The 22,906-nt window shown below is 39.3% G+C and carries 24 protein-coding genes and 1 pseudogene; 10 read left to right on the top strand and 15 right to left on the bottom strand.

The window, feature by feature from the left end; all coding sequences use genetic code 11:
* Positions 1-108 precede the first annotated feature (108 nt).
* Together mobB and BSO02S_RS18945 are read right to left on the bottom strand one after the other, a co-directional pair.
* Entirely contained in the window at positions 109-648 is a 540-nt protein-coding gene (gene mobB / locus BSO02S_RS18950; RefSeq protein ID WP_066071090.1) for a molybdopterin-guanine dinucleotide biosynthesis protein B, read from the bottom strand.
* The gene (locus BSO02S_RS18945; RefSeq protein WP_066071087.1) at positions 636-1,901 is read right to left on the bottom strand and encodes a molybdopterin molybdotransferase MoeA; all 1,266 of its coding nucleotides are present in this window, start codon (positions 1,899-1,901) and stop codon (positions 636-638) included. The genes mobB and BSO02S_RS18945 overlap by 13 nt, the downstream gene beginning before the upstream one ends.
* A 246-nt stretch (positions 1,902-2,147) precedes the next feature.
* Here BSO02S_RS18945 and ric point away from each other — a divergent pair, with 246 nt between their 5' ends.
* Positions 2,148-2,846: an iron-sulfur cluster repair di-iron protein gene (gene ric, locus BSO02S_RS18940; RefSeq protein WP_066071084.1), complete on the top strand. Its 699-nt coding sequence runs from the start codon at positions 2,148-2,150 to the stop codon at positions 2,844-2,846.
* Between the two features lie 68 nt (positions 2,847-2,914).
* Here ric and moaA read toward each other — a convergent pair whose 3' ends face one another.
* Complete coding sequence (gene moaA, locus BSO02S_RS18935) at positions 2,915-3,931, bottom strand: GTP 3',8-cyclase MoaA (RefSeq protein ID WP_066071081.1); 1,017 nt, start codon at positions 3,929-3,931, stop codon at positions 2,915-2,917.
* Positions 3,932-4,242: 311 nt separating this feature from the next.
* Between moaA and BSO02S_RS18930 the strand changes: the two genes are divergently transcribed.
* Positions 4,243-4,941, top strand: a complete 699-nt coding sequence (locus BSO02S_RS18930; RefSeq protein ID WP_066071078.1) for a Crp/Fnr family transcriptional regulator — start codon at positions 4,243-4,245, stop codon at positions 4,939-4,941.
* A gap of 52 nt (positions 4,942-4,993) precedes the next feature.
* Here BSO02S_RS18930 and BSO02S_RS18925 read toward each other — a convergent pair whose 3' ends face one another.
* From BSO02S_RS18925 to BSO02S_RS18905, 4 genes are all read right to left on the bottom strand, one after another.
* Positions 4,994-6,118 (bottom strand): TIGR04053 family radical SAM/SPASM domain-containing protein, encoded by a 1,125-nt coding sequence (locus BSO02S_RS18925; RefSeq protein WP_066071075.1) that lies wholly within the window; start codon positions 6,116-6,118, stop codon positions 4,994-4,996.
* 559 nt (positions 6,119-6,677) lie between these two features.
* Entirely contained in the window at positions 6,678-7,016 is a 339-nt protein-coding gene (locus tag BSO02S_RS18915; protein WP_066071069.1) for a DsrE family protein, read from the bottom strand.
* 15 nt (positions 7,017-7,031) lie between these two features.
* On the bottom strand, positions 7,032-7,340 hold the full coding sequence (locus BSO02S_RS18910; RefSeq protein WP_066071066.1) for a metal-sulfur cluster assembly factor: 309 nt from the start codon (positions 7,338-7,340) through the stop codon (positions 7,032-7,034).
* Positions 7,333-8,127: a prolyl oligopeptidase family serine peptidase gene (locus tag BSO02S_RS18905; protein ID WP_066071063.1), complete on the bottom strand. Its 795-nt coding sequence runs from the start codon at positions 8,125-8,127 to the stop codon at positions 7,333-7,335. Before BSO02S_RS18905 ends, BSO02S_RS18910 begins: the two co-directional genes overlap by 8 nt.
* Positions 8,128-8,353: 226 nt before the next feature.
* On the opposite strand from BSO02S_RS18905, the gene BSO02S_RS18900 reads away from it, so the two are divergent.
* The 3 genes from BSO02S_RS18900 (at position 8,354) to BSO02S_RS18895 (ending at position 9,618) form a co-directional block, all read left to right on the top strand.
* The gene (locus BSO02S_RS18900; RefSeq protein WP_066071061.1) at positions 8,354-9,169 is read left to right on the top strand and encodes a Cof-type HAD-IIB family hydrolase; all 816 of its coding nucleotides are present in this window, start codon (positions 8,354-8,356) and stop codon (positions 9,167-9,169) included.
* 109 nt (positions 9,170-9,278) lie between these two features.
* Positions 9,279-9,431, top strand: coding sequence for a hypothetical protein (locus BSO02S_RS27585; RefSeq protein ID WP_169802772.1), 153 nt, complete (start codon positions 9,279-9,281; stop codon positions 9,429-9,431).
* Between the two features lies 1 nt (position 9,432).
* The gene (locus BSO02S_RS18895) at positions 9,433-9,618 is read left to right on the top strand and encodes a DUF3813 domain-containing protein (RefSeq protein WP_066071055.1); all 186 of its coding nucleotides are present in this window, start codon (positions 9,433-9,435) and stop codon (positions 9,616-9,618) included.
* A 56-nt stretch (positions 9,619-9,674) separates the two neighbouring features.
* Here the strand turns inward: BSO02S_RS18895 and BSO02S_RS18890 are convergent, their stop codons facing one another.
* On the bottom strand, positions 9,675-10,517 hold the full coding sequence (locus BSO02S_RS18890) for a YitT family protein (RefSeq protein ID WP_066071052.1): 843 nt from the start codon (positions 10,515-10,517) through the stop codon (positions 9,675-9,677).
* Between the two features lie 103 nt (positions 10,518-10,620).
* Between BSO02S_RS18890 and BSO02S_RS18885 the strand changes: the two genes are divergently transcribed.
* Complete coding sequence (locus BSO02S_RS18885; RefSeq protein ID WP_066071049.1) at positions 10,621-11,481, top strand: DegV family protein; 861 nt, start codon at positions 10,621-10,623, stop codon at positions 11,479-11,481.
* 46 nt (positions 11,482-11,527) lie between these two features.
* Here BSO02S_RS18885 and BSO02S_RS26550 read toward each other — a convergent pair whose 3' ends face one another.
* Together BSO02S_RS26550 and BSO02S_RS18880 are read right to left on the bottom strand one after the other, a co-directional pair.
* On the bottom strand, positions 11,528-11,659 hold the full coding sequence (locus BSO02S_RS26550) for a DUF3941 domain-containing protein (protein WP_024028473.1): 132 nt from the start codon (positions 11,657-11,659) through the stop codon (positions 11,528-11,530).
* Between the two features lie 71 nt (positions 11,660-11,730).
* Complete coding sequence (locus tag BSO02S_RS18880) at positions 11,731-12,594, bottom strand: CvfB family protein (RefSeq protein WP_066071044.1); 864 nt, start codon at positions 12,592-12,594, stop codon at positions 11,731-11,733.
* A gap of 320 nt (positions 12,595-12,914) precedes the next feature.
* On the opposite strand from BSO02S_RS18880, the gene BSO02S_RS18875 reads away from it, so the two are divergent.
* Both BSO02S_RS18875 and BSO02S_RS18870 read left to right on the top strand, forming a co-directional pair.
* Positions 12,915-13,406, top strand: a complete 492-nt coding sequence (locus BSO02S_RS18875; protein WP_066071041.1) for a YajQ family cyclic di-GMP-binding protein — start codon at positions 12,915-12,917, stop codon at positions 13,404-13,406.
* 129 nt (positions 13,407-13,535) lie between these two features.
* The gene (locus tag BSO02S_RS18870) at positions 13,536-14,408 is read left to right on the top strand and encodes an SDR family oxidoreductase (RefSeq protein WP_066071040.1); all 873 of its coding nucleotides are present in this window, start codon (positions 13,536-13,538) and stop codon (positions 14,406-14,408) included.
* A 35-nt stretch (positions 14,409-14,443) separates the two neighbouring features.
* Here the strand turns inward: BSO02S_RS18870 and BSO02S_RS18865 are convergent, their stop codons facing one another.
* Positions 14,444-15,976: an alpha-amylase family glycosyl hydrolase gene (locus BSO02S_RS18865; protein ID WP_066071036.1), complete on the bottom strand. Its 1,533-nt coding sequence runs from the start codon at positions 15,974-15,976 to the stop codon at positions 14,444-14,446.
* A 112-nt stretch (positions 15,977-16,088) separates the two neighbouring features.
* The gene (asnB, locus tag BSO02S_RS18860) at positions 16,089-17,936 is read right to left on the bottom strand and encodes an asparagine synthase (glutamine-hydrolyzing) (RefSeq protein WP_066071033.1); all 1,848 of its coding nucleotides are present in this window, start codon (positions 17,934-17,936) and stop codon (positions 16,089-16,091) included.
* Positions 17,937-18,100: 164 nt separating this feature from the next.
* Between asnB and BSO02S_RS18855 the strand changes: the two genes are divergently transcribed.
* Complete coding sequence (locus BSO02S_RS18855; protein ID WP_066071030.1) at positions 18,101-18,664, top strand: DUF2777 domain-containing protein; 564 nt, start codon at positions 18,101-18,103, stop codon at positions 18,662-18,664.
* A 47-nt stretch (positions 18,665-18,711) separates the two neighbouring features.
* On the opposite strand, the gene BSO02S_RS18850 is transcribed toward BSO02S_RS18855, so the two are convergent.
* Positions 18,712-19,743, bottom strand: coding sequence for a ThiF family adenylyltransferase (locus BSO02S_RS18850; RefSeq protein ID WP_066071027.1), 1,032 nt, complete (start codon positions 19,741-19,743; stop codon positions 18,712-18,714).
* Between the two features lie 209 nt (positions 19,744-19,952).
* On the opposite strand from BSO02S_RS18850, the gene BSO02S_RS18845 reads away from it, so the two are divergent.
* The gene (locus BSO02S_RS18845) at positions 19,953-21,782 is read left to right on the top strand and encodes an aldehyde ferredoxin oxidoreductase family protein (protein ID WP_066071025.1); all 1,830 of its coding nucleotides are present in this window, start codon (positions 19,953-19,955) and stop codon (positions 21,780-21,782) included.
* Positions 21,783-21,845: 63 nt separating this feature from the next.
* Here BSO02S_RS18845 and BSO02S_RS28550 read toward each other — a convergent pair.
* Positions 21,846-22,313 (bottom strand): annotated as a pseudogene (locus BSO02S_RS28550) (IS3 family transposase); the annotation flags it as partial.
* Between the two features lie 58 nt (positions 22,314-22,371).
* A complete protein-coding gene (locus BSO02S_RS28545; protein WP_369691310.1) occupies positions 22,372-22,647 on the bottom strand; it encodes an IS3 family transposase in 276 nt (91 codons plus the stop codon).
* Between the last annotated feature and the right edge of the window lie 259 nt (positions 22,648-22,906).

Raw genomic sequence — 22,906 nt, 5'->3', positions numbered from 1 at the left:
GCCGCTAGGGCGCTGGAGCTGGATTCAAAAAACTAGGTCAAAATTATCCACACCTAAATGAATCTATAATTTCCTAGACCATAAAAAAGAAGGCGAAAGCATTCTCTTTTACGGATTAGCAGGAAAAAGCTTTTTTATTGTCTGAGCTATCCATAGAATGGCTGTTTGATCATGAATAGGAAAGCAAGGGATGTTCGTTTGCTCATTAAGGAGTCCTCCAAGCACTTCTTCCCAATACATAATTGCCTTAATATTGTTTACCTTGGCTAGCAGCGAAAGGTCTTTATCATCCCTTAACAGCAATAATTTAGGATAATTTTCAAACTTATACCCTTCAATCAGAAGCACATCCGATTGAAAATATTCCATGAGTCTAATTTGATCTTCTAGGTTGCTATTAATATTTTCTGCATGCAAGATCAGTCTTCCATCCCCCTCAACGACAGAGGCGGATGCTCCTGCTGAAAGATGTCTCGTTGAATCCTTTTGTTCTATTAATTCTGGTTTGCCGCCGTGTCCGTGATGTTTGATTGTAACTGTTGTTAAGCCCAGGTCTCTTAACGCCTGAATAAGCTTTACCATTACAGTGGTCTTACCGCTATTTTGATAACCCACCACCTGGAATATAACAGGCCTTACCAAGGCCACTCGCTGCCAGTTTGGTCCTCAAGTAATAACACCTCTACCTCGCTGCTGGCAGTAAATCCTCTCGTACCGCCTGGAAGAATCGTTAAAGAATTAGCACCCGAAAGGCTCATAATGATATTTGACTTATCTAATCCGCTCGGCGCCACTCTTAACCTGCCATCTTTGATAAATACAGAGCTGCGAACAAATCTCGTAAATGGATTTGCCTTAAGAAAGTCGACCTCAAGAATCGCTTTTTCTCTTCGTAAGTACGGTTTTTCCGAAAATAGCATCCTGCGAATAATCGGCCGGGCAAACAATTCAAAACCGACATAGCAGGCGGAAGGATTGCCTGAAAGTCCGAATAGAATTTTTCTATTGTACTGTGCTACTGTCGTCACACTTCCAGGACGCATCGCCACTTTATTAAAGAAAACCTCGGCACCTAGTTTTTTGTAAATTGCAGGCAGATAATCAAAGTCCCCGACAGACACACCTCCGGTTGTAATTAATAAATCTACCCTATTCAAAGCGTTTTTCACTGCTTCAAAGCATGTATCGAATTCATCCGGAAGCTTTCCAAAGTAATGAACATTTCCCCCAGCCCTCTCGATTTGGGCAGCAATCATATGAGAATTACTGTTACGAATCTTCCCTGGAACTAATTCCTCGTATACTTCTAACAGCTCTGTACCGGTAGCAAACAGACCTACTAGCGGCTTTTTGGCTACTGGGACATCGTTATAGCCAAATGTAGCCAGCATTGCTTGAATACCAGGATTAATTACTGTCCCTTTTTTAACTAAAATTTCACCTTCTTTGGCATCTTCACCTATAAAGGAAACATTGTCACCCTTTTTAAAGCTGCGTTTAATGGACATAAATGGCGTTCCATCTTTTTCGTAGTCTTGTGCGACCTCAAACATGACAACTGCATCTGTTCCACCAGGCATCATCGCACCGGTCATAATTCTAACGGCTTGATTTTGACCGATGACTTTCTTTGAAACCATTCCAGCACCTATATGGTCAACCACTTCAAATTCGACTGGATTGGACTGTAAGGCTTCAGTGGTATCAATTGATCTGACGGCAAAACCATCGTATGGTGCCCTGTCAAAGTGCGGCACATCACTAGTCGCAATTAAATCCTCTGATAAGTAGCGGCCAAAGCTTTCATTTATCGAGACATGTTCAGTTACACCCTGTAATTGATATTCCATGATCTTTTTAACTGCTTCCCCAATCGGAATGGGTTTTCTTCTTTCCAACAAACTAATCAGCTCCTGCCTAAATCGGGTAACTTCCCCATATATGTACTAAATTTAAATGACTAATCTTCATTATAAGCCTACCGAAAACTTGCTGACATATCAAATGTCACAAAAATAAATCATTCTTTCCCAAAAAGTTTAAAAATCATAGTAAATGTGTGATGCAGGTCACCTAATTAAGATTCATTTTCAATTATGCTTAAGTCAGAAATAAACTACCTTTTAAAATTCAAGGAGGATATAATCATGACTTTCACAATTACTTCGAATTCATTAGTTAAAGATATTGTTAACGAATTACCGAAAACAAGTGATGTTTTCAAAAAGAACCGCATCGATTTTTGTTGCGGCGGTAACATCCCATTGTCCGAGGCTGTTTCCCAAAACGGTCTGAACATGACCACATTGTTGGAAGAGTTAAAAGATGTTTTTGAAAAATATGAAAACGCTGAAACTGATTTAGAAGTGTGGACTAACTCTGATTCCAATACCATTATTAATCATGTTATTACAAATTACCATCGTGTATCTGAAGAAGAATTGGCTAATCTCAGCCCATATGTAACGAAGGTTTCACGTGTCCATGGAGACAACCATCCAGAGCTATTAAAAGCTTATGAACTCTTTTATGAATTCAAAAAAGAATTGATTGAACATATGGCAAAAGAAGAAGCAATTGTTTTCCCATTAATCAAGCAGCTTGCCGATGGTACAGTTGAAAACCGTGAAGAGGCAATTGCGATGATTGTTGAGTTAGAAAAAGAGCATGATCATGCAGGCGAGATTTTAAGAGAAATTCGAGCAGTAACATCTGATTTTGAACTTCCACTGGATGCTTGCGGTACGTACCGCTTGGTCTATGCACGCTTAGAAGCGTTAGAAGGATTAACCTTCATGCATGTGCATCTAGAGAACAATATATTATTCCCTAGATACCTTGCTTGACACTTAACGTCTGCTATCAAAAGCGGGCGTTTTTTTACAGAAAAAAACTCTCTTTACAAAAGAGAGTTTTAACCGCCAATATAAGACATTTCAATCTTTTTACGGTTTTTATTTGTTTCCGCTGTTCTTTCGTCAGAATATCTATCATCCCGTCCGTTCCATATGGATGTTATCCGATCGCGAACTTCCTCATCTGTCGCACCATTTCTCATGAAGTTGCGGATATCGTGACCATTTCCATTGAATAAACAAGTGAAAATCTGACCATTTGCTGAAAGACGGGAACGTGTGCAGGTTGAACAGAACGACTCAGAGACAGACGTAATAAAGCCCACATTAACGTCTTTGTCTGAATACCGATAAAGCTTTGCCACTTCGCCATAATAGGCAGGGTCAACCGGCTCAAGTTCAAAATGCTCTTTTAATAAATAATAAATCTGCTTTTTGGTAATGACATCGTCCATTTTCCAACCGTTTGTCGAGCCCACATCCATGAACTCAATATAGCGAAGTTCTAGACCATGCTCTTTACAATACTCTGCCATTGGAATAATTTCTGTATCATTTAAACCCTTTTTTACAACCATATTAATTTTAACTCCGAGACCCGCCTGTTTAGCTGCTGCAATCCCCTCTAGTACAGGACCGGTTCCAACGCCTCGTCCGTTGATTTTCCCAAACAATTCATCATTTAGGGTATCTAGGCTGACATTTACACGTTTGAGTCCTGCCTCTTTTAATCCGTTGGCGAATTTAGGAAGCAAAACGCCATTCGTTGTTAAACCGATATCACTTAGACCCTCAATTGCTGAAAGCTTTTTAACAAGAATCGGCATATCCTTGCGAAGAAGGGGCTCTCCCCCCGTTAAGCGAATCTTTTCTACACCTAAACTGACAAAAATCCTTCCAAGACGTTCAATTTCTTCATACGTCAGCAAGGCGCTTCGCGGAAGAAATTCAAAATCGTCTCCAAATTGGTCCGCTGGCATACAGTATTGGCACCGAAAGTTACAGCGGTCAATAACAGATATTCTTAAGTCCCGTAAAGGTCTATTTAATTTATCTTTAATAATGGTTTTTTCCATTTATATCAACTCCATTATTTTAAGAAGCTAGTTTCTTTATTATAAGTGTATCTGTGTTTTGAATTAGTTGCTGTTACATTATTCACTTTAACCTACTTAATATATTTCCTATCTTAACAGATTTTTGCAAATGAATAAATGATTGATTTGGAAATTCCACTAAGGACTTTTCAATATCTGCATAAGTTTTCACTATATTGTCATTGTTTACCCCTCTTCAAAGACCTGTCTTAAGATAAACTATTATTAATGAATCCTAAACATACAACATAAATAGACAGTTTTAAAAATAAGATATAGAGGTGAATCGGATGCAAACCACTATGAAACCCACCCATTCCATTGAAATAAAAGAATTACTTAAATTTGCTGACCGGAAATTTAAAAGTGAAAGAGGAAGTTTTTTATTTCAAGAAGGGATGTTAGCTGAGGAACTGTACATTGTCATTTCCGGTAAAATTCAAATCAGCAAAATCACTTCAGATGGCCGAGAACTTTCCTTAAGAATTTGCAGTGAAAATGATATATGTGGCGAGTTAACTCTTTTTACCGACAATCCTCGGTACTTATTAAGTGCCAAGGTTCTTGAAGAAGGGGAAATAGTCGCGATTAAAAAAGATGTGATTGAAGGTGAAATTTTCCAAAACAGTAAACTTGCATTCGAATTTATGAAATGGATGAGTGATCATTTTCGTAAAACGCAGACAAAATTTCGCGATCTAGTTCTAAACGGTAAACGCGGGGCGCTCTTTTCAACGCTTATTCGTATGACCAATAGCTATGGTATTCACAAGGACAATGAAATATTAATCGATTTACCATTGACCAATCAAGAACTTGCCAACTTCTGCGGTACTTCACGGGAAAGTACCAATCGAATTCTTAGCGAATTAAAGAAGGATAGAATCATTTCTGTTAAAAAGGGAAAAATATCGATATTGAATTTGCAATACTTAAAGGACGAAATCGGCTGTGAAAACTGTTCAGCCGTTTATTGCAATATCGAATAGGATAGAAGCTATTCCAAGGCTGTCTCTAAATTATGAGACAGCCTTGATTCATTTATTGTACTTGTTTCTCCCTTAAAGCTTTAGGAGTATATACGCAGAATGGTTCGCTTTCTAGATAATCCCCGGTCATTGCATATGCTCTTGACCTTGAACCGCCGCATACATAACGGAATTCACAAATACCGCATTTTCCTTTAAATAAGTCTGGATTTCTTAACGATTGGAAGATTGGTGATTCACGGTAGATTTCGGCTAATGGAGTTTCCCGAACATTCCCAGCTTTAACCGGTAATAAGCCGCTTGGGTAAACATCACCTACATGGGAGATAAACACAAAGCCATTTCCATCATTAACGCCTTTTGGTGCTCGGCCCAGTCCATCAATAGAGCCCGTTAAGCCTTTTTCTGTTAATGCACTTAAATAATCAATTTCATCAGTCATTTCCTTCGCTTCGCGCATTTTTTGCTGAATGACTACACGACGGTAATGCATGGCTTCTGTCGTTTTAATATCAAAGGTAACCCGTTTACTTAGATCATAAAGCCATCTGAAAACCTTTTCGTGTTCAACTGGCGAAATCATGTCCGTTGCCTGACCTCTTCCTGTCGGTACAAGGAAAAAGACACTCCATAATACACAATTCAAATCTTCAACCATTTTTGCCATTTCATCTAGGTATTCAATATTGTATCTTGAAATAACCGTATTAATCTGAATTGGTAGCCCAACTTCATGCAAATAGCTGATTTTTTCCATAGTAAGGTCAAAAGACCCCGCCGTGCCACGGAAATGGTCATGGATCTCTGCCGTTGGACCGTCAATACTGAACGCCCAGCGGGAAAGACCTACTTCCTTCGCCTTTTCAATCGCCTCTTTCGTAACATTAGGTGTTGCACTAGGAGTCATTGAAACACGCACACCTTTTTCTACTGCATACTTGGCAATATCAAAAACGTCTGCTCTCATGAGTGGGTCCCCGCCTGTAAAGACAAGCATTGGATTGTTCATTTCATATATTTGATCAATTAAATTTTTTCCTTCTTCAAAAGATAGTTCACGTGGATCCCTTTTATACTGTGCATCCGCACGGCAGTGCAGGCATTTTAATTGACATGCTCTGGTGAGTTCCCAAATAACGATAAATGGATCTTTATTAAAATCTCGGCTAATAGCCATATGAAACGCCTCCTAATAATGGCTATTTCAAATCAAACAGCCTTATTAGGTTTTATTATAAAGGTGATAATAGTTAAAAAAAGTGAACTATCTCACAGGCTGAAGGTTATATTTGTCCGTTTTGTGAAGGTAGAAAAGCGCAAGAACCCTGGTCAGCAGCGTATGGCCTCCTCGAAATACAATAAGAAGGGACTTGCCCGTCTGAAAAACATGTTTTTCTCGCGGAAAAGCAGTCAATTTTTACTCCTTCAAATTTTTATTAGCGAATCTAGATGGTTTATTAGCGAATCTTGACCACTTATTAGCGAATATTTCAGTTTATTAGCGAATCGGCTTAAAGAATAAAAGCGCAAGCGCCCTGGTCAGCTCACGACAGGCCTGGAGCGCTCCAAGTGAGTATTGAAACACGAAGAGCCGGAGGCGCATTCGTGCTTGACTTATCGTAGGGCGGAGCGCGAAGGACACTAGCCGCTTGGGCGCTGGAGCTAGACATTTATCAAAGTCAAAAATTTATACTTTCTTATCCTAAAAATAAAAAACAGCAGAAGTTCTGCTGTTTTTAGGAAATCGTTAATATCTCATATTTGGCTGCTAAGTCAACAAAGTCGGCCATCCCGCTTATTTTCCCAACCGCCAATTTATCTTCCACCTTAAAATGGTCAACGCAAGTTTTACAGGCTAAGATGTCTACACCCTTTTGTTCCAATTCCTTTAAATGAACAGAAACAAATGAATCCTCAGTCATCGTTAACACACCGCTATTCATACAAAATACAGCTTTTGGCAGCTCTTCTCTTTGCTTTAAAACTGTAAAAAACGTTTCTAGGACATTTTCGCCAAGGATTTGATCACCCCTGCCAAGTTGATTCGAGCTTACCAATATCACTTTATTTTTCATGATATCCCCCTTATCCTAGCGAATTCCCAGCGCAATTTTTGCATAGCGTGACATCATTTCTTTGTTCCATGGCGGATTAAAGACGATGTTTACTTCGACATTCTTGATTTCAGGAATATCGGCTAAAGCCCTCTTCACTTGGTCAACAATCGTTCCGGCTAGCGGGCAGCCCATTGAAGTTAATGTCATGGTAATGGTAACTTCGCCTTCATCATCCATTTCAGCGTCGTATACTAATCCTAAATTAACAATATCAACGCCAAGTTCAGGATCGATGACTAATTCTAATGCACCATAAATATTTTCTTTTAATTCCTCATTCATGTACCATACACTCCTCATTTTTTAGATATTTTTCAAACCAATCTATAGTGGCTTTCAAACCTTCCCGGCTTACCTTATGGTCTGCCTGTTCATCTGTGATAAACTTAAGCTTATCAGGATGTTCTTTATAGTCATTCTTAACAGTTTCAAAAAATTGATACGTTAATGAAAAAGGCACCATCGGATCCTTTTTGCCATGCCAGAATAACATTGGACGATTTTCAAGCTTATCAGGATTGAGGCTTAAATCATAATCGCGCAAAATAGATAACTGCTCATCAATTTGTTCTTGGGTAAAAGGAAACTTTACCCCTTGCAGTCGCAATTGCTCTAATTGCCACAATGAAAATTGCTCATATGCCGGCATGCCCATCAAACTAACAGCGGCTTTAATCCATTTATATTGTGTCAGGGCTCCTAAAGTAACAATGCCGCCCATCGAAGTACCGGCTAATCCAATCCTGTCTTGGTCAATTAAATCATCATGGACAAGCTGTTCTTTTAAAATATTTACTTCATGGATTGTTTTTAATACAATTTCCCAAAAGTGGACAAATAACTCTTTTCCGGAAAGTCCTTGCTCTCTTTCACCATGGTATAACGCCTCTGGTAAGAAGACACGGAAGCCCTTTTCAGCTAATAGGTACGCATAGTGAAGGTTATTTTCTTTCGCGCTCGTAAATCCGTGGATGAAAAAAATTGATGGAAGCTTAATTTGATCGTCCTCTTTTTTTACGACATGTAAAAAAGGAATATTGCTTATCTGTTTGTTTTCAACGATGATCACTTGAACAAGCCTCCTGAAGCTATAAAAAGTATATAGTTTTTTCATGCCCTATGGTGTGAATTTTTTTACACTTTAGATATAAAATTGTTAACATAGTAAATATAGAAATTAAAAGTTCCATGATTTACGAAAGGTTTTCATAAATGTAGTGTATCATGTAGACAAATTTTTTCCTAAAGCAACGCATTTATTGATAGAAATTCTTAAATAAAAAGGGGACCCTAATATGACAGATCGACACTTAATCGCATTAGATTTAGATGGAACATTATTAAAAGATGATAAAACGATTTCCATAAAGACGAAGGAAATCCTAAAAAAAGCAAGAGCGGAAGGTCACATTGTTATGATTGCAACGGGCAGGCCTTATCGCTCCAGTGAAATGTATTATCGTGAATTAGAGTTGGACACACCGATTGTTAATTTTAATGGTGCGTTTATGCATCACCCACGAAATCCCGGCTGGGGAATTTATCACGAGCCACTTGATGTCAAGGTGGCAAAAGATATTGTCGAAGCCTGCCGAAGCTTCCAATTCCATAATATTATTGCGGAAGTGATCGATGACGTCTATTTTCATTACCATGATGAGAAGCTTTTAGATATTTTTAGCTTCGGAAACCCGAAAGTAACTACGGGGGATTTAAGAAATTTTTTAACTGATTCACCAACAAGTATGTTAATCCATACCGAGGAGGATCAGTTACAAACGATTCGTCAGCATTTATCAGATGTACATGCTGAAGTAATAGACCATCGCAGCTGGGCTGCCCCATGGCATGTCATCGAAATTATTAAGGTTGGCTTAAATAAAGCGGTTGGCTTGAAAAGAGCTTCTGATTATTTTGGAATTCCTGCTGAAAGAATTATTGCCTTTGGCGACGAGGATAATGATCTCGAAATGCTTGAATATGCCGGTCATGGTGTGGCGATGGGAAATGCGATTGATCGGGTCAAAAATGTCGCCAATAAAGCCACTTTGAGCAATGAAGAAGATGGCGTAGGTGTATATTTAGCAGATTTATTAAATATAAAATTTTAAATCCATTCGCCATTGTTTACCTAAATGAACATAGCAAATTTGGAGCATACTATTTTTGAGGCAGCGAGGCTGTTTCAATATGAGCTATGAGCATATTGGAGGGATTCGAATGGGTAAATCAAACAAATCAAAACGCTTTGTCCAGCAAGGAAAGGATACCGTCAACAAGCATGCAGAACGTATTCCTTATCACATGACCTACGCTGAAGCAGAAGCTCAGAAAATGGCCAATGTGCACGAATCCTCGCTTGGAGGAATATAAAATGGGAAACCAATTGTTCCAGGAAGCACGAAGATTTGTTGAAATGGCGAAATCCGCCAACCCAGCTGACCTTGATTCCGCAGTCGGAAAAGCAAAGAATGCACTTAGTTCAGCTTATGCCAATTCGACTGTCGCAGAACAAGCCCAGCTCCAACAAATGCAACAAGAGCTTGATCAAATTCAATAACTGCACATAGAAAAGCGGAGGCACTTAACTAGGTGCTTCCGTTTTTCTTTCTATCTTTACTCTTTGCGAAAAAATCCGTAGATGTTTGTTGTTTGAATGATATTTGTGAAGGCACTAGGATCCACTTCTTTTATAATTATTTCCAAATCATAAAGCTCATAACGGGTGATAACAATCATCATCATCTCTCTCGATTCATTGGAAAATGCCCCTTTTGCAGGTATCAGTGTGATTCCTCTTACAAGTTTTGCATGGATGGCTTTTTTCATTTCATCTGCTTTTTTCGTAATAATCATCGCGGTCAGCTTGGCATGCCTTGTATGAATGGCATCAATTACTCTTGTAGAGGTATATAAAGCCACCAAGGTATATAGAGCTTTTTCCGGACCATAAAGAAAACCAGCGGTCATAATAATAATACCATTCAATGCGAACATATACGGTCCAACCGGTTTGTCCTTCATTCTAGATAAAACCATCGCAATGATATCAACCCCGCCTGTTGAAGCCCCCCATTTTAAGGTAATCCCTACTCCGATGGCCAAAATGACTCCTCCAAATACAGCATTTAGGAGAATATCATGGGAAACTTGTTTAATCGGTATTACCGTTAAGAATAGTGAGGAAAGGACTACGCTAAGAAAACTATAAATGGTAAAGGATCTGCCCACCTTTTTCCAGCCAAGAATCGCCACTGGAATATTTAACAATAGTAATAAAAAACCCATCGATACACGAAGTGGTGTTTGGTCACTTATCACCCTTGAAAGTAATTGTGCGAGTCCGGTAAACCCACTAGAATAAACATTTGCCGGGATTAAAAATAAATTCATCGCAATGGCACCCAATATTGCACCAGCAACGACCACAGCAAATTTTTTCGTATGTAGCCAAATCATTTGCATATTCCCCCTTATACATTCTTGATATTGATAATTGTTTTTTTACAGTGAAACCGATAAACTGAAACTATAAATATTAGCTTGAAAGCAGGTGAGCTTCATGCCGGTAAAAATACTAGCTGACAGCGCATGCGATTTACCTAAGAATTTTTACGAGGAAAATAACGTCACACTCCTTCCCTTAATGGTCCATATTAACGAGGAAGAATATGAAGATGTAAAAAATATTGATCCGAAAACTGTTTATGATGCTATCCGCAGCGGAATTGTCCCTAAAACATCACAAGTTTCTCCGCATTTATTTGAAAAGATCTTTACGCAAATGGCAGAAAAGAATGAAGAAGGAATCTACATTTCCTTTTCATCCCAACTATCGGGTACATATTCAACCGCTGTTATGATTCTTGACCAAGTAAAGGAAAAATATCCAAATTTCAATTTTACGATTGTGGATACGAAATGTGCATCCCTTGGATATGGATTAGTAGTCATGGAAGCGGCCAATCTTGCTGCTGACCACCACGCAAAAGAAGAAATCTTATCGGATGTGCTTTTCAGAAGCCAACATATGGAGCATCTTTTTACAGTCGAGGATTTAGATTATTTAGCTCGGGGCGGCCGTGTGTCAAAAGCATCAGCCTTCCTAGGAGGATTATTAAATATTAAACCAATCTTAAATGTCGAGGATGGAAAGCTAGTTCCCATTGAAAAAATACGCGGACGGAAAAAGGTGTTCCGCCGCATAATCGAACTCATGAAGGAACGCGGGGCAAATATGGAGAACCAAGTAATTGGGATCAGCCACGCCGATACAGAAGAAACAGCATTAGAAATGAGAGCGATGATTGAAGAAGAATTCCATCCAAAAGAGGTATTCATTTCTTCAATTGGTGCTGTTATCGGCTCCCATACAGGTGCAGGAACCATTTCAATTTTCTTTTTAAATCAATTGCCATTATAATTTTTTAAAAAAATGAGTGAGGCTTCGCGCCCCACTCATTTTCCAATTATTTATGATCTGTTTGCTTAGAGTATTGATTTTTCCCTGCCTGCCGGTTTTTTTCACGCATCATATTTTTTTCATGTCTTAAGGCATTATTATCTTTTGCTTTTTTGTCATTATCGGAAGTATGCGGCATAACCTTACCCCTTTCAAATTACTTACAACTTTAGTTTCTGTCATTTGAAAAAAGAGTATGTAAGAAATGTGTTAATCTTTCTTCACATACGTCCAACTACCTTCCTGATATGCTTTGCCCTCTTTCATTAGCTTTCCCAGTGCACGCTTAAATGCACCTTTGCTCAAATTAAAACGTTCTTGAATTTCTTCAGGCATGCTTTTATCGCTAAATGGCATTGCCCCATTTCTTTCTAGCAAATATTCATAAATTCGGACAGCATCTTGGTCTTGCGATTCCTCTTTCCTTGCAAGTAGCGAAACGTTTATCGTCCCGTCTTCCTTTACGTCAATAATCCGCCCCTCAACCATTTCACCTAAACGGGGCTCAAGCGGCCGTTGTGACTCGTGAATGAACCCTTTAAATCCTTCAATTGTGTAGATCCAGCTACCAACCTTGGCTGTCCGGTAAATATGTCCTTGCACATTTTTGTTAAAATCTTCTCTTGTTGCTTCTACAGAAATGGATTCAATAATTTGGTCACTGGCAAGCTTTGCGTAGAGAAGATAATTGCGGCTCAGCTTTAAGGTTATATAAACTAAATCTCCTGCTTTCGGCCAGACAGATTTATGTACTGGCAGATCATCGATTCCTAACAAAATATCCTTTGGAAGTCCAATATTTAAAAAGACACCAATTTTCGGATTTGAATCTGTTACCTTAACCCATGCATAGCGGCCAATCGCAATTTCAGGGATGGTGGTGGAAGCAGAAGTCCGTCCTTCCGAATCGACATAGAGAAAAACTTCGACTTGATCACCTTCTTTAAATTCTTGCTGAGCTTGATTTATATGCAGCAACACATCTTCGTTTCCGTCCGTTAAAAAATAGCCAAAAGTTGCAGTACGTGCCACTTCTAATGTGGTTGTCTGGCCAATAAGTTCGTTTAGTGACATAATTATTCCCCTTTTCTTTTCATGGCTAATAAGAAATTTATAAACTTTCGTTACGAAAGTTCATAATTTCTTATTTCGCATAAGTGCAACTACGCCTCTGTCTTCGCCTAACGGCTCGCCAGTCAGCTAGTTTTCTTTAGAGATTTTCTTAGAATATAGAAAATATTTCTTTTACTTTGATTACAGCCTAGCTACAGTCCATACGCCGCGCAAAGGAAGCTTCCACTTTTAAAATGTTGTTTGAACTGCTATATTTTACTATAATGTAGCCATAAAGGGAAACTTAGCAGGTTACCGATTCTAAAAATGGAGGTAGAAATATGTCTAAGGATAGCTCATTTGATATTGTATCCAAAGTAGACTTTTCTGAAGTCACCAACGCAATTACGCTAACAATGAAAGAAATTGGCACGCGCTATGATTTCAAAGGCAGTAAAAGTGAAGTCAAACTTGATAAAGAAGATCTTGTCCTTGTTTCAGATGATGAATATAAAATGGACCAGCTTAAGGATGTCTTATTTAGCAAAATGATGAAACGGGGCATCCCGGTTCGAAATCTTGATTATGGAAAAATCGAAAAAGCCTCCGGCGGAACCGTTCGTCAAAGGGCCAAAATTGCCCAAGGCATTGATAAAGAAAATGCCAAAAAGATTAATACGATTATTAAAAATAGCGGCGTCAAGGTAAAGAGTCAGGTTCAGGACGACCAAGTACGTGTCACCGGTAAAAACCGCGACGATTTGCAAAAAATTATTTCCTTAGTTCGTGAAGCGGATTTGACTGTTGATGTGCAATTCCTCAATTACCGATAAAAGTAAGAGCGAAGGCGAAAGATAAATAAACCTCTTTTCGCCTTTTTTTATATTGTCTGGCTTACCTCATAATTTCAACCTTTTTTTCTAAAACTAACATGTGTGATTAACACTTGGAGGTTTTAGCATATGAGTAACAATCAAAAACAACAAAAAATTACCTTTCCACCCCAGCATCAGAACCAACAGCCCGGCATGGAAAGTGAAATGGATCCTCTTCCCACTTCAGTTGACCCCGATTATAAGGCGGGGGGTAAATTAGCAGGCAAAACAGCGATTATTACGGGTGGTGACAGCGGGATTGGAAAATCTGTTGCCATTTATTTTGCTAAAGAAGGGGCAGACGTAGCGATTGTGTATTTAGAGGAACATCTAGATGCAGAAGAAACAAAGCAGCTGATTGAAGCAGAAGGACAAAAATGTCTTCTTTATTCAGGTGATATTGGCAGTGAAGATTATTGTAAGGATATTGTTAATCAGATTCATTCGGAATTTGGCAAATTAGATATCCTTGTCAATAATGCAGCAGAACAGCATCCACAACAAGGTTTATTAAATATAACCTCAGCACAATTGGAAAAAACATTTCGAACAAATATTTTCTCCTTTTTTTACATGACAAAAATGGTTCTCCCGTTTTTAAAACAAGGGGCATCCATCATAAATACCGCATCAATAACAGCATATGAGGGCAATGAACAATTATTGGATTACTCAGCATCAAAGGGAGCCATTGTATCGTTTACCCGCTCTCTAGCAAAATCGCTTGCGCCCCAAGGTATACGCGTAAACGGTGTGGCCCCAGGTCCAATCTGGACTCCGCTTATCCCATCAACCTTTCCTGCCCATCAGGTCGCAACCTTCGGGTCAACTACACCAATGGGCAGGGCTGGCCAGCCATACGAACTAGCACCGAGCTATGTCTTCCTTGCCTCAGATGACTCCTCCTACGTGAGCGGTCAAATGATCCATGTGAATGGCGGGACAATTGTTAATGGCTAAGAAAAACGCATCGGGACCTACTGCCCCGATGCGTTTTATTCTATCTTATTTCTCTTTCGTCTCTTGATGATTAAATAAAGAAATAGAAAAACCAAAAGATAAACGACGATTAATGATCCAATAAGCGGTGCATTAATCCCACTTTTTTTCGTTAAGACATATATTTCTGAATTATCACGGTCAAGGATGATGTAATATTTATTATCTTTGCTTCGAACAACGTCCCCTCCAAGTAAACCACGAAGTTCTTTACCGCCCTCCACCTGTTTATCTGTTAAGACCACTTTCTGTGATTTACGCGTATTATTGATGGCAATAATGGCTGTTTCACCATTATAAACACGTTTATAAACAACCATCCCCTGTTGATCATAAAGCATTTCCATTGTACCTCTTGTTAATGAGGGAAGCGTATTTCTTAATTCGCCAAGCTTGGTTAGATAATCAATCAGTTCTTTTTCCGCCCGGAAACTCATTTGTCCACGGTTATCAGGAATTTCTCCGCCAATTAAAGCAATCTCCGTACCATAATAGAAAATGGGGATTCCTGGGGTAGTATACAGGTACGATAATGCCATTTTCCAGCGAGAACCCGGGAATTGTTTCTTTTCGACAATATCATTCGTAAACCTGACTGTGTATTCATTATCCATAAAATTAGCCCTCAAAAAGGCGTCCTGCCCGTTTTCGGTATTAGAATAAAGGGGGCTGAAAGATTGATCAGTATTCGCAAACGTTTTTCTTAGGTTATCACTGTAGGTATAATCAACCATGCTGTCGATCCCGGCATCTTCATATTTATTCAAATCAATCGAAGGATTATTTTTTGAGCTAACTCCTAAAAGAAAAAAGTCCTTCTTCTCTTTCTTTACTTCCTTTGAAAAATCATTCCAAAAGCTGACTGGGACATTATTTACTTCCGGTAGACTATACCCATCAATCTTCGTTTTGTTCATCCACCATTTTGCCGCATCAATTAAATACTTTTTAACTTCTGGGTTGTCCTGATTAAGGTCTGGTAAAGCATCTACCCATCCATTTTCAAGCTGCTGCTGATTATTCACATCGGTTATCTCTTGTTTTTTATGGAACCAATCCACTTTAGTGGTATCAGTCACCCATGGATTGTCTGCTGCGACATTATTTGTGACAAAATCAATTAAAACCTTCATCTTCCGCTTATGTGCTTCTTTTACAAGCGCTTGGAAAGTCTTAATCGTGCCAAAATGCTCGTCTGTTTTATAAAAATCATTCACCCAATAGCCATGGTACCCATTCTTGGCATTATCAAAGATGGGCGTTAAGCGAATTGCCGTGAATCCCATATCATGTATGTAATCTAATTTATCAATAATTCCTTGAATATCACCGCCGTTATAGGCTAAGGGATCTTTGGCGTTAACATCCAAGTCATTTTCCAAATCACCATTATTAAAGCGGTCAATCATGATTGAATAAACAGATTCATCCTGCCACAACCGATTTTCCTTTTTTACTTCTGCATGTGCAGGAATTGCTGAAATTAGCAAAAACGTAATTAAAAAAAATGAAATACAGATTTTTTTCATACTTATCCTCCTCATAAAAAAGGAAGAGGATAATCCCCTTCCCTACCACCATTTTAATCTAATCACGTTTTTATTCCAAATTTAATTTCTTGGTTTCATATTAAAATCTCTTTTAATTCACTATGTTAATATTGTAATCTTTAAACCATGTGTGCAATTGCACAAGATAGGCTAATAATTGTGGGCCAGTCATCAGCTGACCAAACCATGGTTCTTTAAAAGATGCCCCGCCGGACTTCACAATACCTCCCAACTGCTCCTTATGAAAGAATTCATGTAATACTGAGGATTTATCTTGTAAAATACCCGCCAACAATTTTTGAACGGCTATTGTATATGCGGGATTATGTGTTTTCGGATATGGACTTTTTTTTCGGTAAAGGACTTCTTCAGGCAAAACTCCTTCAAAGGCTTTGCGAAGGATGCCTTTTTCCCTGCCATTATACATTTTCATCTCCCATGGGATGTTCCAAACGTACTCAACAAGGCGGTGGTCTGCGAAGGGGACTCTGACCTCGAGACTTGCGCCCATGCTCATCCGGTCTTTACGATCCAGCAATGTCGTCATAAAGCAAATCATATTTATATAAAATAATTCTCTTCGCCCTGCTTCTACTACACTTTCACCTTCCAATCTAGGTGTTTCTGCAATGGCCTTCCGAAACTGTTCCATGCTATATTCATTCAATTTTAGTTTTTCCTGCCAATGTGATTTCAATAAATTTTGCCTTTCAGAAACTGAACGTATCCATGGAAATCCAGGACGCTCCAAGTCCTGCTGCCGGTGGTACCATGGGTAGCCGCCGAAAATTTCATCAGCACATTCTCCTGACAGACCAACAACAAAGTCCTGTTTGATTTCTTTACAAAACCATAGTAAGGAGGAGTCGACGTCTGCCATCCCAGGAAAATCTCTTACATGTGTGGCTTCTTCTAAGTCATTGACCAATTGATCTTGCGAAATCGTCTTGTTTTTATGGTTTGAATTAAATTTATCGGTTATCATTTGGATGAACTTCCCGTCAGCATCCGGTTGAAATTCTGATGATGAAAAATAGTGGTCATTTCCTTCATAGTCGATCGAATACGTATGAAGCTGCCCTTTGCCTTGGTCTCTAAAGCCCTGGGCAGCAATGGCCGTAATGATACTTGAATCAAGGCCGCCCGACAAGAATGTACATAGCGGAACATCTGAAACAAGCTGTCTCGTTATAGCGTCGGTAACTAAAAAACGGACCTTCTCCGCCGTTTCTTCTTCATTTTCCTTATGTTCTTCACTTTTTACATTCCAATAGCGCCAAATTTTCAGCCCGTTTTTTGAAAACGTAAGTGCATGGGCTGGTCTCAGTTCTTTTATTCCTTTAAAAACACCTGACCCTGGTGATCTTGAAGGTCCTATACCAAAGATCTCAGCAAGCCCTTCGTGATTAATCTCTGTTTTCACTTCAGGGTGGGCTAAAATCGCCTTGAGTTCTGAAGCAAAGATCATGCCCTTTTTATGTTCTCTGAAAAATAATGGCTTTACCCCTAAACGGTCACGTCCAATAAAGAGCTGTTCCCTTTTACTATCCCAGATGGCAAACGCATATATCCCGTTCAAATAATTTACACACTCTTCTGCCCATTCTATATAGGCAGTTAATAGAACTTCTGTATCAGAATGACCGTTAAAAGAATATCCTTTAGTATGGAGAACTTTGCGGATATCTTCCGTGTTATATAATTCCCCGTTATAACAAATGGTGAAAATAGACCCATCCTTTTGTTTGGACATGGGCTGTCTTCCCCCTTCAGGGTCGACAACAATAAGCCGTTTATGGCCAAAAGCAACATGCGTATCGGACCAGATGTTGGTTTCATCCGGTCCCCTTTTTGCCAGCGTATTCGTCATTTTTACCAGTGTATTCGTTTCGTTTTTTATTGCATTATCAAAGTTAATCCAGCCTGTAATACCGCACATTGCCCTTCGCACTCCCATCATTGTACTACTGTACATGAACTCATGCTTTTAGTGTATTCAGCCCAAGATAATTGGTTAATTGTCCATAATAAAGATAAGCAAGTTATAAAATTACAGGAAGATGTCTACAAAGAAGATGTAAGTATTAGGCACGGAGGTTAAAGATGAATAGACAACAACGAATGAAACTATATGATATTCAACAAAGAGCCTTTACTGAAGGAACTGTTGAACAAATTAACGAACAATGGATCTTTTTTGATGAGGAAACGGAGGAAGCTGCGATGGTAGATGATTACCTCCAGCAAGAAATAGAAATTTTCCGAATGAATCGCTGGAAAAAAGGAAAATTGTATGAATCGGGAAAGGTTCGCATCGGCAAAGAGGCGATTATGCTCCGTGACCATGATTTAGTAAGGATTCGGAAGCATTTAATCTATTCGCTCGAAAGGCTGTTAGATGGGGTTAATGACGATGCCTTTTTCCAGTTTGTTACCACTTTGAACTCATTAAACTTTTCTATTTACGACTGTATCTATTGTTACAACCATCTTTCCTTCTTATCAGATGAACATCGTAAAGATGGCGTTAACTTTATGGTGTTCGACAATCAGGAACAAATTTGTAATGTACAGCACCATTTTTGCTATTTTGAAAAGGTTAATGACCGGTTTGAATTCACTCTAAATACCGGAAAACGGTTAATCATAGAAAAAATGATTTCGTAGAAAGAAGGCGCAGGGTGCCCCCCACGCCTTTTTAATTTGCCATAAAATTAGCTCCCGATATATTTTGAATAAAGCAATTTTGCTTTTACAATATCATTTGTGCCATGGATTAATACACGGGCATCTTTAAATACAACAATTGAAATACCCTCTTCAGGGGAGAAACGAAGCAAAAATTCATTTCCGGATACGCTCCCGCTTTTCTTAAGGTGCTCTGCTGCCCTTTTTAAATCAAGCTCACGTTTATTCCGAGGATTAATTTGGACAGTATCTCGGCCGCATAGGGTCGAATAAACCACCTGATGTTCGGACGACCTATCTAGAAAATCAAATTGATGGTTTACACAGGCAGGACAATTCGGGTTTCTCCCCTTGGAAATATCCATTTGCATCGACGTATGATCCCAAATATCGATTTGTTCCAGGTTGGGGGTGGTTTTGGTGGAGCCCACTAATAGTTTCATTGTCTCCATTGCCTGAAAGGAGCCGATAATATCCGTTAACGGCGAAAGGACACCTACCGTGTCACAAGTCTCTCCTGTTCCAGAGGGGACATGTGGAAACAGACAACGGTAACACGGAGTAATCCCTGGTTTAATTACCGCAAACATTCCCCTAGAACTGACTGCCGCACCATGTACCCAAGGTATTCCAAACTTAACAGCCACATCATTGATTAAAAACCGGGTCATAAAGTTATCCGTGCCATCCACGATTGCATCAAAACCCTTTAATAAATCTTCCGCATTCTCAAGGTTTAAATCAGCGATAACTGCTTCAACCGTGACAGTGGAATTAGTTTTAGATAATCTCTTTTTTGCGGCAACAGCCTTTGGGAGATTTAATTTTGCATCTTCTTCATCAAAAAGCGTTTGCCGCTGCAGATTTGATAATTCAACTAGGTCCCTATCTATTAGCCTTATGTACCCAACGCCAGACCGGACAAGATGGTTCGCAATCACAGTACCAAGTGCACCTGCTCCGACAATCGCCACACGGCCCTTCAGCAATTTCCTTTGTCCCACTTCCCCAATCCCTTGAAAAAGGATTTGTCTTGAATACCGTTCTAAATCGCTCATGAAATTCCTCTTTCCTTGAAAAATTTGAAAAGTCTTCTGCTAAAGTTACTATTATTCTACCAAATTTTTATCATGGCAGCCTTGATAAAATTTATAATTTTAAAAATAATGGAAAAATGTTATAATAAAAATTGGGTTTATAGATAATTATTGGAGTGATATTTTTAAAAGATTCGTTTGTTAATAATAATAGGAAGAGGGGAAAAACTTTGAATCTAGGTGGTTTTAAAAACAAAGAGGTATTAGTAGATTTATCAAATGGGAAAGTTGATTACCGGTCTATTAATGAAGAAGACGCAAAAAAGTACATTGGCGGCCGGGGTCTAGGGGTCAAATATGTATTAGATCATGGCCCTGAAGTCGAGCCCTTTTCGGCAGAAAACGCATTATGTATCATGACCGGTCCTGTTACCGGCTCACGCTCTTCCATGAGCGGGCGCCTTTGTGTGGTAACGAAATCTCCACTTACAGGAACCGTAACAGACTCTCATATTGGCGGATGGACAGCTGCACGTCTTAAGTGGGCCGGCGTTGATAATATAATTTTCACAGGAAAGAGCGATAAGCCGGTTTATCTTTATATTGAAGATGGTCAAGCAGAACTCAGGGATGCTTCAAACTTTTGGGGAACAAGCACAAGGGCATTTATTAAGGCAATGAAAGACCAGTACGGTGAAGATGACCTAAGCGTGATGACCATTGGTCAAGCAGGTGAAAATACGGTCCGTTTTGCAGCATTTATTAATGAGCATGACCGTGCAGCAGGCCGCGGCGGCACAGCAGCTGTTGCTGGGTATAAAAAATTGAAGGCAATTGTGATCAAAGCTGCCCAAAAAGGGAATATGCCGGTGCCAAAATTAGACGGTGACTATAAAGAGGCAAATAAAAAAGCGGTAAAGGCAATTCTTGATGGCGGCTTAACAGCGCCAAATAAAGGCGGTCTATCCGTATACGGAACTAACGTGTTAACGAACCTAATCAATGAAGTAGGCGCCCTGCCAACAAAGAACTCACAGCTGACGCACTGGGATGAAGCAGAAAAGCACAGCGGTGAATATGTGAATCAGCATTTACGTGTTAAAAACAACACCTGCCATGCCTGCCCAGTCGGCTGTAAAATTGAGGTCGAAGTAAAAGATGGGAAGTATCAGACTCGCGTGGAAAGTATTGAGTTTGAATCTGCTTGGTCACTTGGTTCCAACTGCCTATTAAGCGACGCAGAAGCAATTTCTTATATGATTGACCAGTGCAATGAGTACGGCCTCGATACCATTGAGCTTGGCCATGCCTTCTCTGTTACAATGGAAGCGTTTGAAAAAGGCCTGATTTCTGAAGAGCTAATCTGGGGCGATGCCGATTCAATGATTGATTTGACAAGAAAAATTGCTTTCCGCGAGGGCTTCGGCGGTTTACTTGCTGAAGGTCCGGCACGCGCCACAGCACTATGGGGTGCTCCTGAATTGTCGATGTCCGTTAAAGGTCAGTCCATTCCTGCTTACGACCCACGCGGCATTCAGGGTATTGGACTTGGTTATGCAACAAGTAACCGCGGTGCCTGTCACCTGCGCGGCTATACAGTAGCAAGTGAAATTGCCGGTATTCCCGAACCAACTGATCGCCTCAAACCTGAAGGAAAGGGCGAATTATTAAAAGTATTCCAAGATATGCTTGCATTCTCTGATTCTATGAACATTTGTAAATTCTCTTCCTTCTCTGAAAATGCTGAGCATTATGCTGAGCAATATAGTGCAATGACTGGTGTTCAACTGACAGCCGATGACGTCATGAAGGCAGGGGAAAGAATTTATAACCTCGAGCGTCATTATAATAACCTTGCCGGCTTTAATAAACGAGAAGACGACTTCCTACCAAAACGCTTCACAGAAGAGCCGGCCTCAGGCAACAGTGCTGGACATGTAAGCCGTATGGACATCATGCTTGAAGAGTATTATCAAGTACGCGGCTGGAAGGACGGCCTTGTACCGGATGAAAAGCTTCGTGAATTAGGCATTATTGGTCCTGAAAACCAACTAGTTTAAAAAGCAAAAGGCAACTGCGTTATGAACTGCCCCCTGTCAAGTAGACAGTATAAAAAACTAAAACTAGGCAATGGCCTTAGTTCGATATTCTATCGGGCTAAGGCCATTAAATTTAGCTTGTAAACGGTCTTTGTTATAAAATTGAATGTAGTTTTTTATATCCTTTTCAAGTTCCTTAAAGGATTCATAATGATGAAGATAATATCTTTCTACTTTCAAAGTCCCCCAGATTGATTCCATACATCCATTATCAATACATTTTCCTACTCTTGACATACTTTGGGTAAGATGATTCTTTTCGACAATTCTTTTAAATCCATTTGATGTATATTGAAAGCCTCGGTCACTATGAAGTAAAAGTTTATCATCGTGTAAAGTATTCTTTGCTAAAGCAGCTTTAATGGTCTTAAAGACCAACTCATTATTATTACGATGTCTAATTACGAAGGATACGATAGAATTGTCATACAGGTCTAAAACAGCGCTTAAATAGGCTTTTTGGCCATCGCTGTATTTTAATTCTGTTACATCAGTTACCCATTTTCATTGGGGTGTGCTGCTGTAAATTCCCGGTTCAAGATGTTCTCTGCTACATTATTATCAGAAGGACGATGATCCCATTTCTTTTCCTTCGTATCTTCGATTGTAATCCTACTAATTGCATTAAACGATGGATCCTTTTTGCATTATACTGTTTATTCATTTCGCGGTTGAGATTCATTGTTATACGGCGGTATCCATAAATGCCATCTACTTTTTCATATAGGGCTTTAATCTTTTTTAATAATTCACGATTTTCACGTTCCTGATCCGTTTCCTTCCGATTGAGCCATTTATAATAGGAAGATCGGTTGGTTTTACTTATTGTGCAAAGAAGCTGAATAGGGTAATTCCCTTTTTCATTTAATTCGCGTATAGCACAATAGGCTACTTCATTCCGAACCCTGCTTAATATCGCCTTCTTTCGATTTCCTCCAACTTTTTTAATAAAGCATTTTCTATCTCTAAACGATAATTTTTCGCCTCTAATTCCTTAACTGTTATCCTTAATTTTTCTTGATCTGTCATTTCCTCTACAGATTTCTTTCTTCCCCGGTGGTCCCGAAGGGACTCTGGTCCATCTA

Origin of the sequence: Neobacillus soli NBRC 102451 (genome assembly GCF_001591665.1) — a bacterium.
Lineage (GTDB): Bacteria > Bacillota > Bacilli > Bacillales > Cytobacillaceae > Neobacillus > Neobacillus soli.
Note: the sequence above shows the minus strand (reverse complement) of the source record. Positions and strands in the feature narration are given on the sequence as shown.

Coding starts and splice junctions, on each gene's coding strand:
- ric (WP_066071084.1), top strand. CDS start 2,148: ATGACTTTCACAATTACTTCGAATTCATTAGTTAAAGATATTGTTAAC.
- moaA (WP_066071081.1), bottom strand. CDS start 3,931: ATGGAAAAAACCATTATTAAAGATAAATTAAATAGACCTTTACGGGAC.
- BSO02S_RS18930 (WP_066071078.1), top strand. CDS start 4,243: ATGCAAACCACTATGAAACCCACCCATTCCATTGAAATAAAAGAATTA.
- BSO02S_RS18925 (WP_066071075.1), bottom strand. CDS start 6,118: ATGGCTATTAGCCGAGATTTTAATAAAGATCCATTTATCGTTATTTGG.
- BSO02S_RS18915 (WP_066071069.1), bottom strand. CDS start 7,016: ATGAAAAATAAAGTGATATTGGTAAGCTCGAATCAACTTGGCAGGGGT.
- BSO02S_RS18910 (WP_066071066.1), bottom strand. CDS start 7,340: ATGAATGAGGAATTAAAAGAAAATATTTATGGTGCATTAGAATTAGTC.
- BSO02S_RS18900 (WP_066071061.1), top strand. CDS start 8,354: ATGACAGATCGACACTTAATCGCATTAGATTTAGATGGAACATTATTA.
- BSO02S_RS27585 (WP_169802772.1), top strand. CDS start 9,279: ATGGGTAAATCAAACAAATCAAAACGCTTTGTCCAGCAAGGAAAGGAT.
- BSO02S_RS18895 (WP_066071055.1), top strand. CDS start 9,433: ATGGGAAACCAATTGTTCCAGGAAGCACGAAGATTTGTTGAAATGGCG.
- BSO02S_RS18890 (WP_066071052.1), bottom strand. CDS start 10,517: ATGATTTGGCTACATACGAAAAAATTTGCTGTGGTCGTTGCTGGTGCA.
- BSO02S_RS18885 (WP_066071049.1), top strand. CDS start 10,621: ATGCCGGTAAAAATACTAGCTGACAGCGCATGCGATTTACCTAAGAAT.
- BSO02S_RS26550 (WP_024028473.1), bottom strand. CDS start 11,659: ATGCCGCATACTTCCGATAATGACAAAAAAGCAAAAGATAATAATGCC.
- BSO02S_RS18880 (WP_066071044.1), bottom strand. CDS start 12,594: ATGTCACTAAACGAACTTATTGGCCAGACAACCACATTAGAAGTGGCA.
- BSO02S_RS18875 (WP_066071041.1), top strand. CDS start 12,915: ATGTCTAAGGATAGCTCATTTGATATTGTATCCAAAGTAGACTTTTCT.
- BSO02S_RS18870 (WP_066071040.1), top strand. CDS start 13,536: ATGAGTAACAATCAAAAACAACAAAAAATTACCTTTCCACCCCAGCAT.
- BSO02S_RS18865 (WP_066071036.1), bottom strand. CDS start 15,976: ATGAAAAAAATCTGTATTTCATTTTTTTTAATTACGTTTTTGCTAATT.
- asnB (WP_066071033.1), bottom strand. CDS start 17,936: ATGTGCGGTATTACAGGCTGGATTAACTTTGATAATGCAATAAAAAAC.
- BSO02S_RS18855 (WP_066071030.1), top strand. CDS start 18,101: ATGAATAGACAACAACGAATGAAACTATATGATATTCAACAAAGAGCC.
- BSO02S_RS18850 (WP_066071027.1), bottom strand. CDS start 19,743: ATGAGCGATTTAGAACGGTATTCAAGACAAATCCTTTTTCAAGGGATT.